Origin of the sequence: Pseudoalteromonas sp. S1612 (genome assembly GCF_005887175.1) — a bacterium.
Lineage (GTDB): Bacteria > Pseudomonadota > Gammaproteobacteria > Enterobacterales > Alteromonadaceae > Pseudoalteromonas > Pseudoalteromonas undina.
This window is the reverse complement of the sequence record NZ_PNDH01000005.1, coordinates 1-12,796: the sequence shown is the minus strand read 5'-3', so window position 1 is coordinate 12,796 and position 12,796 is coordinate 1. Positions and strand designations below refer to the sequence as shown.

The window sequence follows — 12,796 nt, the reverse complement described above, 5'->3', positions numbered from 1 at the left end:
ATTCAGTGCAATAAAAAAGGGACCTAAGGTCCCTTTTTTGTTTTATATAAATACTTATTCTGCAGCGGCAGCTTCTGCATCATTTTGAATTTCTAATAATTCAACTTCAAAAATAAGTGTTGAATTAGCAGGAATTTTACCTAAATCACGATCACCGTAAGCAAGATCTGAAGGAATGGTAAATTTGTACTTAGAACCAACAGTCATAAGTTGTAAACCTTCAGTCCAACCAGGAATAACACGGTTTAGTGGGAAAGTTGTTGGCTCGTTGCGTGAGTAAGAGCTATCAAATTCAGTACCGTCTAAAAGAGTACCTTTATAATGCACTTTAACTACGTCAGTCGCTACTGGCTTAGCGCCTTCGCCTTCGCTCATTACTTCGTACTGTAAACCAGACTCAGTAACCATTACGCCTTCTTTTTTAGCATTCTCAGTTAGGTATTTTTCACCCTCAACTTTGCTTTTTTCAGACTCTACTTTTGCTTTTTCTTCTTGTTTAGTACGCACTGACTCATCTAATGCTGTTAATACTTCACGAATTTTCTCTTCGTCAATTTTAGCATTACCAGCAAGTGCATCTTCAAAGCCACGCATTAATAATGCTTGATCTAATTCGATACCAATCTCTTTTTTATCTGCTAGGTCTTTATTTAAAAAGTTACCTACAGATGCACCAATACCGTATGCTTGTTGTTGCGCTACAGTATCTAGCTTAACGTCTGCTTGCTCTTTTTTTGCTTCTTGATTACAAGCTGTAAGCGCTAAAACTGACGCTGCAATCAATGACAATTTAATCGTCTTTCTCATTTTAAATCTCCGACACACTTTGCAGTTGTCATTTATTGTAATATTACTAGTTAAAGATTAACGGCCTACATGGTAGGCTGCTTGTTTAATAGCTAAACTAAAAACATATCCAGTGATTAGACAAACAACCTAGGCGTTTTTCGCAACCTAGTCTAACCTCTCAGTCACGAAGAGTTAAGAGGAAATACCTGTAATATGTCGTTATTTCGTACTTTTTTAGTTGCTACCTGCTGTTTATTAACAATTGCATGTAGTGATGAAAAACAACAAGCAGTGGCTAGTTTTGAGCACACAGCACAAGGTGCTTTCTCATCCGCACTATCGCATGATGGTCAATACAGCTTAGTGTCTTCTATCAATCATGGGGTCGCCCTTTGGGATAATCAACAGCAAGCGCTTAAATACCAATGGTTTCAACAACAGGCTGAAGATAGCTTAGTTTATGCCGTAGCCATTGCTTTTGATAATAGCGTGGCTGTTACCGCCGAAAAAACCACCTTTGCCGTTTGGGATATAGCCTCAGGCAAAAATAAAGGCTTTTACAAAATACAAAAAGCCAGCATCCGCGATATTGCCATTAGTAACCAAGGCAACAGTGTTATTTACGGGCGCAGCGATGGCGTTGTGGTATTTATAAACCTTAACACTGGCAGACGCATTGAATTTTTAGGCCACCAAGATAAAGTAAACACTGTAGACCTATCACCTAATGGGCGCTATGCATTGAGCGGCTCAAACGATTATGTGGCCTACTTATGGGATACCCAAAGTGGACAAGTTATCCATCGCTTTAATCACCCAACCCGAGTAACCCAAGTCGCTTTAGATCCTCAAGGACGTTATGCTTTTACCGCAGACAGTATGGCACAAGCAAATGTATGGAAGCTGACTACAGGTGACCTTGTTAGTAAACTAAAGTATATTGCGCGTCAGAAAATTTTTACTGCGGTGCGCTTTAACGACCAAGGTACTTTATTAGCAACCGGTTCACCCAACAAACGAGTGGATTTATGGCAGCTAAACAGTGGTGAAAAAATTCAAACATGGCAAGTGACCCCAAGAGAAGGCAGTAAGCCAAAATCGGCAGTGGTACTTGATGTGACATTTACAGATAACGGTAAATCATTGTTAACTGAAAGCTCAAGCGGAATCGCTGAGCGCTTTATTATACGAGAACCAAATGAACACAATTGAACATCGGTTAATGGAGCTTGAGGCTAAAGTGGCTTTTCAAGACGAAACGATTGAAATTTTAAATGATGAAATAAAAGTTCACCAGCAACAGATGGCAAAAATAAAGCGCCAAACCGAGTTGCTGGCTGAAAAACTTAAAGAGTCGCAGTCATCACAGCCTATGATGTCGAATATGCCAGAGCCACCGCCGCCGCATTATTAAGCAGCACTAACAAGGCACTAATCGCCTGGATTAAACACGCCAATGATCTGTTCAAATTGGCGTGTTGATGCCTGCACAGCCTGCTCTGGTTGAGCCATTTTATGGCCACACTGCATACATTCAACTTTTTCTACGTCGTGCTCTTTGTAAAGCATTAACATATCCATGGTTTTACACTCAGGACACGTTGCTCCAGCAATAAATCGTTTTTTATGTTTCACTTCGCTTTTCCTACCATTTTGACTGACGTTATTTTATCGCAATATTTGCCTACTTGATACGATTGATATGGCTAATAAGATCCGTGTTATAATGGCGGCAATTCAATCAAGGCACAGTAAAGTAACGTATTTATGATCCAAATCTCAGAAATAGAACTGCTTCGCGGTGGCAAAGCTTTATTAAAAAATGCATCGGCTACATTATTTCCAGAGCACAAAGTAGGCCTTGTTGGTGCCAATGGCTGTGGTAAGTCAACGCTATTTAGTTTATTAAAGTCTGAGCTTTCGTTAGATGGCGGTAATTGCAGTATTCCTAAGGATTGGTCACTGGCCTCAGTAAAACAAGAAACCCCCGCCCTTGAAATAAGCGCCATAGATTACGTACTGCAAGGCCACCCTGAATACTACGCACTAAGAATTGCGTTGCGTGAAGCCGAGCAAAATAACGATGGCGACACTCAAGCTAAAGTGCATATTCAGCTTGAAAATATTAAAGGCTATAGCATTGAAGCCAAAGCAGGTGAGCTGTTACATGGTTTAGGCTTTGCTAATAATCAAATAGAAAACCCGGTAAGTGCATTTTCGGGTGGTTGGCGCATGCGCTTAAACTTAGCCCAAGCGCTTATTCGCGATGCCGACTTACTATTACTGGATGAGCCAACAAACCACCTAGATTTAGATGCCGTGTATTGGCTCGAGCGTTTTTTACGTGCCTACACCGGCACGCTAGTACTTATTTCTCATGATCGTGAGTTTTTAGATGCTGTGGTTGATCAAATTTGGCATATAGATAAACAACTTATTAATGTGTACAAAGGTAACTACTCGCAGTTTGAACGCCAAAAAGCTGAGCGCCTATTGCAGCAGCAAGCCATGTTTGAAAAACAACAAGAACAAATAGCGCATCTTGAGCAGTTCATTACCCGCTTTAAAGCCAAAGCTAGTAAAGCCAAACAGGCACAAAGCCGTGTTAAAGCGCTAGAGCGAATGGAAAAACTTGCCCCAGCACACGTTGACTCGCCATTTGATTTTGAATTTGCCGAGCCAACCGCTCTGCCTAACCCGTTAATGACACTCGACAAAGCCAAAGCCGGTTATGGCGATGTCACCATTTTAAACAGTATTAAGCTGAACTTAGTACCAGGCAGCCGCATTGCACTACTTGGCAGAAATGGCGCAGGTAAATCAACACTGATTAAATTACTATCAGGTGACTTACAACCTCAAGCAGGTGAAGTGTTTCAGCATCAAGGCTTAAACATTGGCTACTTTGCGCAGCATCAACTGGAGTCTCTAGATTTAAAAGCCAGTGCCGTCACTCACCTGCAACGCTTAAACCCTAAAGCCAGCGAACAATCATTGCGTGACTTTTTAGGCGGTTTTGCCTTTGTAGGCGATAAAGCACTCGACCCTGTGGCTCCCTTTTCTGGCGGTGAAAAAGCCCGTTTAGTACTGGCTATGTTGGTTTATCAAAAACCAAATTTACTACTACTCGATGAGCCAACCAACCACCTTGATTTAGAAATGCGCCACGCTTTAGTTATGGCATTACAAGGCTTTGAAGGCGCTATGGTCACGGTATCGCATGACCGTCATATGCTTAAAAATACCGCCGATGAATTTTATTTAGTTGATAATGGCGAGGTCACCCAATTTGGCTACGACCTAGATGCATATTATCAGTGGCTGCTTAATGCTAATAAAGAAGCTGCTAAAAACGACACCGACGAAGAGCCAAAAGCCCATTCACAAGTTAACCGTAAAGAGCAAAAGCGCTTAGAAGCCGAGTTTAGAAAAGCGATTCAGCCGCTGAAAAAGCAAATTGAAAAACTTGAAAAGCAATTAGATAAATTTGCTGCAGAACTAGCTGACGTTGAAGAGGCGCTAGGCGATAACACTCTCTATAACGACGAAAATAAAGGCAAGCTTAAAGAGTTAATTACTAAACAAGCCACACTTACGCCTAAGCTTAACGATGTTGAAGAAGAGCTACTTATGGCCCTTGAAGAAATGGAACAAAAAGAGCAGGCATTCGCCGATGAACTTGCTTAAAAGCAACGATTTTTGGCAGTTTGCATGTAACCTTTATAGCAAAGGTGACATGCAAACGCGCCTGTTGGATTATCAAAACCAGCTAGGTAAAAACGTCAACCTATGCTTGTTGCTGTATTACTTAGATTCTCTCAATCTAGCTATTAACCAAACACAGCTAAACAAGCTTGAACAATCAATTACTGAGTTTGATAAGCTGGCATTGAAGCCTCTACGAGCCACACGTGCCTACTTAAAAGCCAATAAAACCGAGGTTACAGATTACGCCGCAATTCGAAAAGCACTTCTCGGTGCCGAGCTAAAATTAGAAAAGCAGCAACAGATAATATTGATTGATGAAGTTAATAGTATGAATTTAACACCTTGTGCAACGCCCAATAACAGCGATAAATATTTGGCATAATTTTTCACTATTAATTTCATCAGATCATAAAGCCATTTATATTATGAATATTAGCTCTTATATACATGGTTACTTTGGTTTACTTTTATACACCAAGCTATATATCTTTAGTTTTGTATTGAAATACCTCTTCTAAAGGTAAGTTAAAAACTAAAGAAATTTTAAAAGCCACCTCTAAAGTGGGTGAATATTTATTTGCCTCAATTGCCATTACCGTTTGCCGCGTTACGCCAATAGCATCTGCTAACTGCTTTTGCGTCATTTCATCGCGTAAAAAGCGTAATGTTCGAATAGAGTTAGTTATTGCATACTCACTCATAGATATTACCCGTTCTGCCTTTATAAAGCTGCGCTATGTAATTGACTATTTCGGCAATCAAAAAAGCGCCTACCATGATATGCATTGGTAAATATGGAATATTATATTCGATAGCTGGGCCCCAGTTATTAGCTTCAATTTGATATTGAAAAATAGCAACACAAATTCCCGCCTGTAAGATTATGGCCTTGTATTTATAACCCACTAAATTTATTTGCTTTTCTCTCACATCAGGTGGCTGATTTAATTCATTATCACTGATAAATGTAAGTAATAAATAGCTCAATACTATAAGTATCACAGAATAAATTAACACCTGTAGCAATAAGCCAGATAACCAAGAAACAGAACTAAGCTACTGCGTACTCGCATTCATTAGGCTGTTTACATAAAAGTAAGATATGTACACGCTTACTAGTAAATCGATACTCAGCGTCAGTTCTCTAAAACTTATGCTTTGTAAAAGTTCTTTAAAGTGCTCTGAACGAGTCATATAAAGCTAACTCCAAGTAAAATATTTTTGACTTTTAAACTATAAGTTCACTTTTTAGCCATGTCAAATATATTTAACACCAGGTTTGCTTTATTTAACCTAAAACAAAGCAACGGTTATTCAAAGCTGAACTTTGCTGACCATCTTTATTATAAAAGTGATTAAAAAATCGCAGATAATTTACTAAAAAGTGCAAAATCGACTTAACTTTATTGATCAAAATCAACATCTGCATTGCCCATTTTATAATCTGTAAAATAGCTTGATCTGGATCATATCAAGTACCACTGAGCCAGCCTATGATTACCCCATAGACATCAGGAGGCAATTATGGACGTATTCTTTAGAGATTTTTTTAGCGACCCAGTACTATTTTTATCATTTGGATTTTTAGGCGTCGTTATTAGTTTATGCCTCTTCTTTGTGTATTTTTTCATGAAAAAAGTACACGATGCAGATATTAAAGAACAGCATTAAGCACGACGCACAAAGCGCCTTATTAGTTTACTGATTAGGCGCTTTTTATTTTTAAATATAAAAAATTTGCTACACTAGCGCTTCGTTAATTGCAAAGTGCGTAGTACAGACATGATCCCTAAGTTCAAACCCGCATGGTGGATGACCAACCGACACGTTCAAACCATAATACCGCGTTTTTTCCGCCCTTTTCATCATACTCGCTACGAACTTGCGCAACTTGATACGCCCGACGGAGACTTTATTGAGCTTGCTTGGTCACTCCCGCATAACGAAAAAGCACCACTCGCAGTGGTACTTCATGGACTTGAAGGCAATATCAACAGTTTTTATGCCAAAGGCATGATGAAGGCATTAAAAAAGCAAGGCTTTGCTGTCGTATTGATGCACTTTAGAAACTGCTCAACCGAAGTAAACCGCTTACCAAGAGCCTACCATAGTGGCGACACCGCCGATTTAGCTTTTTTTATAAATCATTTAAAACAACAGTTTCCAAATCGCCCTATTGTAGCGGTGGGTTTTTCATTGGGTGGTAATGTACTGGCTAAGTATTTAGGCGAAGAAAACATTAACTGCCCGCTTAACGCAGCTGCCGTGATATCTGCGCCCTATGATTTATCATCATCTAGTGATGTTATTCGTAAAAGCTTAGGTAAAATTTATCAAAAATATTTGCTCGATCGAATGAAAAAGTCGATGCAACGTAAATTACCGCAAATTAAACAGCAGATACCGATCACCACTGATCAATTAATGGAAATTGACGATTTATTAGAGTTCGATAACCAGCTTACAGCACCGTTGCATGGCTTTGAGAATGCACACGATTACTACAAAAAAGCCAGTGCGATGCCATATTTAAAAGATATTGCGACACCTACACTAATTATTCATGCCAAAGACGACCCTATGCTGTCGATTAAAGCGGTTCCAAGTAGTCAGGATGTAAGTGAGCATGTTACGCTGCGTATCTCTGAAAAAGGCGGCCACGTTGGCTTTATTAGCGGTAACAATCCACTTAAGCCCGTGTATTGGCTAGAGCAAGTAGTACCTGACTATTTTAAGCAATGTGTATTTAATAACACCGATAATGAGTGACTATGATTATTCCTTTTGAACAACTTGATAAAGACACACTGTACAACCTAATTGAAAGCTATGTACTGCGCGAAGGCACAGATTATGGCGAACAAGAATTCAGTATTGAAAGCAAAGTGGCGCAAGTGAATCAGCAATTAAAAAGCGGTGAAGCCATGGTGTTTTTCTCTGAACTGCACGAGTCGGTCACCATTATCTCGAAAAACGAATTCAAAGCTATGCAAAGTGAAGAGCAACATTTGCAACAATAGCTATAGATTAAAGCTTAATTGTTGCTTTAACTTACTTGCTTGACGACGAGATATTTCAACTTGTGCACCATTACGGAGCTTTGCCAAAAGCCCATAATTTATAGTTTCTTCAAGTTCCATTATCGCGTCTAGTCGTATTATGTCACTGCGGCTTGCTCGTAAAAAGTAATCTGGATTTAAGCGAGCTTCAATTTTAGTTAAAGAGCTATGAATATAGGCCTTCCCGAAAGCAGTATAAATCGCTGCATGATTACCAATACTTTCAAACCTTAAAATGTCTGCCAATTGGATAATTTTCATGTTCTCAGAAAATTTAACCATCAATTTAAAGTTATCTTCTAAGTAACTAATAGGCCGCTGTGTCAGTTGCCCTTCCAACTTTTCTAAGGTGCCTTCTAAACGCTCTTTTACAATAGGCTTTAGTAAATAATCAACGGCATTAAGGCTAAAGGCATCTACAGCAAACTCGTTATACGCTGTGCAAAATATTATATTAGTCTCACCTGCTAGCTGCTCCGCAAGTTCAATACCTGTGCCGCCCGGCATTTCAATATCAAGAAAAACAACATCAGGCTTATGCTTTTTTATTAATTCATAAGCATGGCTAATATTTTCAGCCTCATCAATTATATCTATGTGCTTATAAGGCTTTAATAACCGAGCTAACTCATTTCGAGCAAGTAGCTCATCATCGACTATTAATGCTGTTATGGTCGGCTTATTATGTTGCATAGGGCACCTCCAAAGTTGCATTAAACTGTCCGCTCTGTTTTTTAATGAGCAACTTACCATGTTGTGCAAACATCAGCTCAAGTCTTGATTGAATATTCTGTAACCCCAATTTGGTGCCGGACTTAAGTTTCGTTTCATCAAAAGGGTTATTCACTGTAATCGTGACTGTTTCCCCTGTTCTTACTACATCTACTTTTATTTCTCCACCCTCTACTAAATGGGCAATGCCGTGCTTTGTCGCGTTTTCGATTAAAGTTAATAAAGCCATACTCGGTAATACGACTTTTTTTAACGCGTCATCACACTGCATTGTGACTAAAAGCCGTTTACCAAACCGTACTTTTTCAATCGCCAAATAATGTTCGCATACCGTCCACTCTTGCTCAAAATTGACGTGGGTTTGTAAATCTGTGGTGAGGTTATATCTAAATAGCTCAGAAAGCTGGGTAACAATATCAGCGGCTTTATCTTGATCTTGGTAAATCATGCCACGAATTGAGTTTAAGGTATTGAATAAAAAATGAGGATTGATTTGGCTTTTAAGGTTTTCAAGTTGCTGCTCTTTCAGCTGACTCATAATAAGTTTTTTTTCTCTTCGCGATACTACCGCTAAGTAACAACCACTCCATATTAAACTCATTACTAACGCATTAAAAAAGCTTGAGAACACTCCGGTAAACTGTTGCTCATTTAAATCTACCGTTGCTTCTCCATACATTTGTATGCTCATACTCGAAGCGCTCTCAGGTAAAATGAAAGGCGTAAAATAACCTACATTCAGAGTCTGTATTAATGCTAACGGAATAGATAACACACTTAGCAAAAAAATATTGAGTCGTGCTATTTTTAACTTACCACACAACCGGTTACCTAAGGTGTAAAGGATAAAATGGGTCAATAACACAAATACAGATGCATGTGAGACAGTTCTTAAAAGCAAATTAGCATGGTGCTCTGATGCTGTATTTAATATCGCAACTCCTAAGCTATAGTTTATAAGCACAATACAAGTAAAAACCAACAACTGGCAATACCAATAACTTCGCATGGGTACACTCCTTTGATAATACAGAGCATTGTACCCAAGACCGATTAAGTTACTACTCAAAATTTTGATACCACAGTAAAAAACAGTGATTGATTATTGCCAACACTTAGGTAACCCGCGCTAAATAAGGCATATTTGGCTTTCGTTGTTTCCAGTGCGAACTTATAACCAGTCTCACTTTTTAACGCATCGCGATGCTCTAGTGCTGTATTCAGCACAAAATCCTTATAAAAATTATATTTGCCACCCACACGAGTTATATCAAATGTTTGAGAACCTACGTGATTATTAATATCGAGTTGCTGCTTCATTAATGCACTTTCAATATAAAAATGTGCTTTGTCTGAATATGCCCAATTAACCCCTAGAGTGATTTCGGTTTGAGTTAAATTAGCTTTATCACCATCCTTATTTATTTGATGCTGTAAGCGCCCATAAAGATCAACCTTACCATTGAGCTGATCTTTTGAAAGTTTGCCTAATGAAGCTTGGTAATTAATACCAACACCTTTCCCATCAAACACGTCTTTAATTTTGGCTGTTTGAAAGTCAACAGAAAAACCCTCATGGAATTGAAGCACTGAATCGGTTTCATCTATTTCATCTGCGTAACTGATTGATGAAAAAACCAATAATAATGTTGCTAAAATTGGTTTAAAAGATAGTTTGCCTGGCTGATTTTTTATAGTAATTTGCATAGTTATGTCCCTTAAATTGCAGTACGCCTTAGACGCATACTGAGTCTTTGTTGACTAGGACTATAACGATTACACTTGATACCGAAGGGTAATAAGTGATTAATGGCTAAAAAAGAGGATAAACGGATAGTAGGCAGGACGAATCAATTGTTGTTACAATCATTAGCATTATTATAATAAAATAGGTAAGAACATGAAATTACGTTTAGCACTTAGCGCCATTGCACTAACCGTTGCTGGAGCACAAGCAACGACGGCCCCCCCTTCAGATAAAGCAATTAAGCTTGCTCACGATACCATTTTAATCGACACCCACATTGATGTACCTTACCGTATTCATGATAAATGGGCGGATGTAACTAAAGCCACTGAGGGCGGCGATTTTGATTACCCTCGTGCAGTAAAAGGCGGTTTAAACGCGCCATTTATGTCGATTTATATTCCTGCTCATTTAGAGTTTGAAGGCAAAGGAAAAAGCTTTCAATTAGCGAATCAATTGATTGATGGTATGGAAGCGATTGCGTTTCGTGCTCCAGATAAGTTTGCCATTGCCAGCTCAACAAGCGATATAGAAGCACAATTTGCGCAAGGTAAAATGTCGATTGCCATGGGTATGGAAAACGGATCGCCTATCGAGGGCGAAATGAAAAACCTACAACACTTTTTTGATCGTGGCGTGCGTTACATCACCCTAGCTCACTCGCAAAGCAATCATATTTCTGACTCATCATACGATATTCGTCGCAAGTGGAAAGGCTTAAGCCCATTCGGTAAAGAGCTAGTAAAAGAGATGAATAACATCGGCATGCTGATTGATGTATCGCATATTTCGGACGATGCATTTTATCAAGTAATGGAATTGTCTAACACACCCGTTATTGCGTCACACTCTTCACTACGTAAATACACGCCGGGTTTTGAGCGTAATATGAATGACGACATGCTGTTAGCCCTTAAAAAGAACGGTGGTGTGATTCAAATTAACTTTGGTTCAAGTTTTGTTACTTCAAAAGCCGGAAGTTGGTACGATCAATTCAAAAGTAAAAAACAAACAATTACTGAAGAAGGCAAAAAAGTAGCTAAAGATTTTGATGCGATGTACCGCGCTAAAAATCCATTTCCATTTGCTAGCCTTGAGCAAGTTCTTGATCATATTGATCACGTTGTGAAGCTAATTGGTATCGAACATGTTGGTATTGGCTCTGATTATGACGGTGTAGGTGACTCACTGCCTATCGGCTTAAAGGATGTATCTAGCTACCCTAACCTAGTTCAAGGTTTGATGGACAGAGGTTACAGTGATACCGATATTAAAAAGATTTTAAGCGGCAATACACTAAGAGTGTGGAAGCAAGCTGAGCAATACGCAAAATCGCATTAAGCTTTACGCGCTAGGCTTAGGTCTAGCGCTTATAGCCAATTTAAACACCGTATTTCACCACTCACGCCCCCCCTTCTTAATTAACCCGTATATTTCTTCCTCATTTAACACATTTTTTAACAGACTTATATTTCGAAAACAGATAAATTACCCATTTTAGAGGCAGATTATTTTATGACTATAAACAAAGGAACTATTGCGATTACTATAGCAACACTTGCTTTGGTAATTTCATGCTACGGAACATTTTTTAAAGATCAGCCCAGTTCGCTTAATAAACCCAAGCAGCAACAGCTAAGCCCCACAGTTTCTATTAGTACTCCTGCAGAATATCAGCAATCAAATGAAGCCTTAATTGACGAACTAAGCAAGAAAGTAAGTTCGCTACAACGCAAAGTAGCAAACTTAACACTGCACGCTAATGGCTCTTATCAAGAACAAGATACCGACGAATTTAAGGAACTTGTTCTTGACGTACTAGAGGAAAAACAGCAGCAAGAAGATGAAAAACGACGTGAGCAAAATCCTCTTTATAGCTTTTATGCAGACTTACCAGAAGACTATGATTTAAGGATCAAATCAGAACCTGATTATGCAAAACAAATAAACTCTCAATTAAGAGAGCAAACCTTAGATCCAAGCATCTCTGATTTAAATAGGTTAGCTGCACTGAGCCAACTGCAAATGAATATGTATATTCTAAATAAATCTACTATGCCTGAGTATGACTATGAAGTAGTAGGTAACATTTTAAATTTAGCGAACAACAGTAGTGATGAAAAATTTAAAATTCAAGCTATTGAGTTATCAACTCAAACACCGGTACTTGATTACCGCCTTGCAGATCAATTTACAAACTTGTTAGAGCAAGACTCGAATGATTATATCCGTCGCTTAGCTGCACAAGGGTTGATGGCGCAATACTACCAAGCTCAAAATAAACAAGATGGTTATACGAAGCAAATGGCGCAGCATCTACTATCAGTTTATAACAACAGCTCTGACAATGCAGTCAGGGCAACGCTTGACGAAATGATGGGTAACCAAGATATGCTTGATGAGTTACGTAAGAATGCTGGTTACTAACTGATTAAGTTCATGCTACTACTCTGTTGCAGCGATAACATTAATACTTTTACTTCAGACATTAAAAAACCCGAGGCTAAGCTCGGGTTTTTTTAATGCTTAATGCATTACAACAGTTGATGACTCAACGATAATTGCTACAAAGCACCGATGCCTAAGGTAAGAGAGCCACCTTCATGCTCTATCCTCTAAGTTCGATAAAACTCAACTCAAGTGACAATGTTAAAATTAACATCGAGCTGCTTTACCTTAAACCTTGCACCTGAAACCTGTATTTTATTGCAGACATTAAAAAACCCGAGGCTAAGCTCGGGTTTTTTTTAATGCTTAATGC

At 38.8% G+C, this 12,796-nt stretch carries 16 protein-coding genes; 9 read left to right on the top strand and 7 right to left on the bottom strand.

The genetic code is table 11. The features are described from left to right. Positions 1–54: 54 nt before the first annotated feature. Positions 55–807 carry an FKBP-type peptidyl-prolyl cis-trans isomerase gene (gene fkpA, locus CWB78_RS01785; protein ID WP_021033142.1) on the bottom strand — a complete coding sequence of 251 codons (753 nt, stop codon included), beginning with the start codon at positions 805–807 and terminating at the stop codon, positions 55–57. A gap of 195 nt (positions 808–1,002) precedes the next feature. On the opposite strand from fkpA, the gene CWB78_RS01780 reads away from it, so the two are divergent. Both CWB78_RS01780 and CWB78_RS01775 read left to right on the top strand, forming a co-directional pair. Next, positions 1,003–2,001, top strand: coding sequence for a WD40 repeat domain-containing protein (locus CWB78_RS01780; protein ID WP_054202811.1), 999 nt, complete (start codon positions 1,003–1,005; stop codon positions 1,999–2,001). Continuing rightward, entirely contained in the window at positions 1,988–2,203 is a 216-nt protein-coding gene (locus CWB78_RS01775) for a SlyX family protein (protein WP_010392339.1), read from the top strand. Before CWB78_RS01780 ends, CWB78_RS01775 begins: the two co-directional genes overlap by 14 nt. A 17-nt stretch (positions 2,204–2,220) precedes the next feature. Here CWB78_RS01775 and CWB78_RS01770 read toward each other — a convergent pair whose 3' ends face one another. Further along, on the bottom strand, positions 2,221–2,424 hold the full coding sequence (locus CWB78_RS01770) for a YheV family putative zinc ribbon protein (RefSeq protein ID WP_008114218.1): 204 nt from the start codon (positions 2,422–2,424) through the stop codon (positions 2,221–2,223). A gap of 132 nt (positions 2,425–2,556) precedes the next feature. Here CWB78_RS01770 and CWB78_RS01765 point away from each other — a divergent pair, with 132 nt between their 5' ends. Together CWB78_RS01765 and CWB78_RS01760 are read left to right on the top strand one after the other, a co-directional pair. Next, positions 2,557–4,476, top strand: coding sequence for an ATP-binding cassette domain-containing protein (locus CWB78_RS01765; RefSeq protein WP_055012754.1), 1,920 nt, complete (start codon positions 2,557–2,559; stop codon positions 4,474–4,476). Continuing rightward, positions 4,463–4,879 (top strand): TIGR02444 family protein, encoded by a 417-nt coding sequence (locus CWB78_RS01760; protein WP_138594012.1) that lies wholly within the window; start codon positions 4,463–4,465, stop codon positions 4,877–4,879. Before CWB78_RS01765 ends, CWB78_RS01760 begins: the two co-directional genes overlap by 14 nt. 97 nt (positions 4,880–4,976) lie before the next feature. Here CWB78_RS01760 and CWB78_RS01755 read toward each other — a convergent pair whose 3' ends face one another. Next, positions 4,977–5,198, bottom strand: coding sequence for a helix-turn-helix transcriptional regulator (locus tag CWB78_RS01755; RefSeq protein ID WP_010392331.1), 222 nt, complete (start codon positions 5,196–5,198; stop codon positions 4,977–4,979). After that, positions 5,191–5,499 carry a hypothetical protein gene (locus tag CWB78_RS18940; protein WP_249930373.1) on the bottom strand — a complete coding sequence of 103 codons (309 nt, stop codon included), beginning with the start codon at positions 5,497–5,499 and terminating at the stop codon, positions 5,191–5,193. Before CWB78_RS18940 ends, CWB78_RS01755 begins: the two co-directional genes overlap by 8 nt. A 522-nt stretch (positions 5,500–6,021) precedes the next feature. Here CWB78_RS18940 and CWB78_RS18760 point away from each other — a divergent pair. The 3 genes from CWB78_RS18760 to CWB78_RS01740 all read left to right on the top strand — a co-directional run bounded on the left by CWB78_RS18760 (position 6,022) and on the right by CWB78_RS01740 (position 7,517). Then, positions 6,022–6,168 (top strand): hypothetical protein, encoded by a 147-nt coding sequence (locus CWB78_RS18760; protein WP_008114223.1) that lies wholly within the window; start codon positions 6,022–6,024, stop codon positions 6,166–6,168. Between the two features lie 111 nt (positions 6,169–6,279). Continuing rightward, entirely contained in the window at positions 6,280–7,266 is a 987-nt protein-coding gene (locus tag CWB78_RS01745; protein WP_138594011.1) for a hydrolase, read from the top strand. Between the two features lie 2 nt (positions 7,267–7,268). Further along, positions 7,269–7,517, top strand: coding sequence for a YheU family protein (locus CWB78_RS01740; RefSeq protein ID WP_010392322.1), 249 nt, complete (start codon positions 7,269–7,271; stop codon positions 7,515–7,517). On the opposite strand, the gene CWB78_RS01735 is transcribed toward CWB78_RS01740, so the two are convergent. Genes CWB78_RS01735 through CWB78_RS01725 form a run of 3 tightly spaced genes read right to left on the bottom strand, consistent with a single transcriptional unit; the run spans position 7,518 to position 9,995 of the window. Continuing rightward, positions 7,518–8,249 carry a LytR/AlgR family response regulator transcription factor gene (locus CWB78_RS01735; protein WP_055012757.1) on the bottom strand — a complete coding sequence of 244 codons (732 nt, stop codon included), beginning with the start codon at positions 8,247–8,249 and terminating at the stop codon, positions 7,518–7,520. After that, positions 8,239–9,297, bottom strand: coding sequence for a sensor histidine kinase (locus CWB78_RS01730; RefSeq protein ID WP_055012758.1), 1,059 nt, complete (start codon positions 9,295–9,297; stop codon positions 8,239–8,241). The genes CWB78_RS01735 and CWB78_RS01730 overlap by 11 nt, the downstream gene beginning before the upstream one ends. 56 nt (positions 9,298–9,353) lie before the next feature. After that, a complete protein-coding gene (locus tag CWB78_RS01725) occupies positions 9,354–9,995 on the bottom strand; it encodes a hypothetical protein (RefSeq protein ID WP_010392316.1) in 642 nt (213 codons plus the stop codon). A gap of 193 nt (positions 9,996–10,188) precedes the next feature. Between CWB78_RS01725 and CWB78_RS01720 the strand changes: the two genes are divergently transcribed. Both CWB78_RS01720 and CWB78_RS01715 read left to right on the top strand, forming a co-directional pair. Further along, positions 10,189–11,376, top strand: a complete 1,188-nt coding sequence (locus CWB78_RS01720) for a dipeptidase (RefSeq protein WP_055012759.1) — start codon at positions 10,189–10,191, stop codon at positions 11,374–11,376. A 174-nt stretch (positions 11,377–11,550) separates the two neighbouring features. After that, entirely contained in the window at positions 11,551–12,462 is a 912-nt protein-coding gene (locus tag CWB78_RS01715; protein WP_138594010.1) for a hypothetical protein, read from the top strand. The last annotated feature ends 334 nt before the right edge of the window (positions 12,463–12,796 follow it).

Excerpts from the sequence above, each read along its gene's own strand:
- CWB78_RS01725 (WP_010392316.1), bottom strand. The coding sequence starts at position 9,995 with ATGCAAATTACTATAAAAAATCAGCCAGGCAAACTATCTTTTAAACCA.
- CWB78_RS01720 (WP_055012759.1), top strand. The coding sequence starts at position 10,189 with ATGAAATTACGTTTAGCACTTAGCGCCATTGCACTAACCGTTGCTGGA.
- CWB78_RS01765 (WP_055012754.1), top strand. The coding sequence starts at position 2,557 with ATGATCCAAATCTCAGAAATAGAACTGCTTCGCGGTGGCAAAGCTTTA.
- CWB78_RS01740 (WP_010392322.1), top strand. The coding sequence starts at position 7,269 with ATGATTATTCCTTTTGAACAACTTGATAAAGACACACTGTACAACCTA.
- CWB78_RS01755 (WP_010392331.1), bottom strand. The coding sequence starts at position 5,198 with ATGAGTGAGTATGCAATAACTAACTCTATTCGAACATTACGCTTTTTA.
- CWB78_RS01760 (WP_138594012.1), top strand. The coding sequence starts at position 4,463 with ATGAACTTGCTTAAAAGCAACGATTTTTGGCAGTTTGCATGTAACCTT.
- CWB78_RS01775 (WP_010392339.1), top strand. The coding sequence starts at position 1,988 with ATGAACACAATTGAACATCGGTTAATGGAGCTTGAGGCTAAAGTGGCT.
- fkpA (WP_021033142.1), bottom strand. The coding sequence starts at position 807 with ATGAGAAAGACGATTAAATTGTCATTGATTGCAGCGTCAGTTTTAGCG.
- CWB78_RS01735 (WP_055012757.1), bottom strand. The coding sequence starts at position 8,249 with ATGCAACATAATAAGCCGACCATAACAGCATTAATAGTCGATGATGAG.
- CWB78_RS18760 (WP_008114223.1), top strand. The coding sequence starts at position 6,022 with ATGGACGTATTCTTTAGAGATTTTTTTAGCGACCCAGTACTATTTTTA.
- CWB78_RS01715 (WP_138594010.1), top strand. The coding sequence starts at position 11,551 with ATGACTATAAACAAAGGAACTATTGCGATTACTATAGCAACACTTGCT.
- CWB78_RS01780 (WP_054202811.1), top strand. The coding sequence starts at position 1,003 with ATGTCGTTATTTCGTACTTTTTTAGTTGCTACCTGCTGTTTATTAACA.
- CWB78_RS01730 (WP_055012758.1), bottom strand. The coding sequence starts at position 9,297 with ATGCGAAGTTATTGGTATTGCCAGTTGTTGGTTTTTACTTGTATTGTG.
- CWB78_RS01745 (WP_138594011.1), top strand. The coding sequence starts at position 6,280 with ATGATCCCTAAGTTCAAACCCGCATGGTGGATGACCAACCGACACGTT.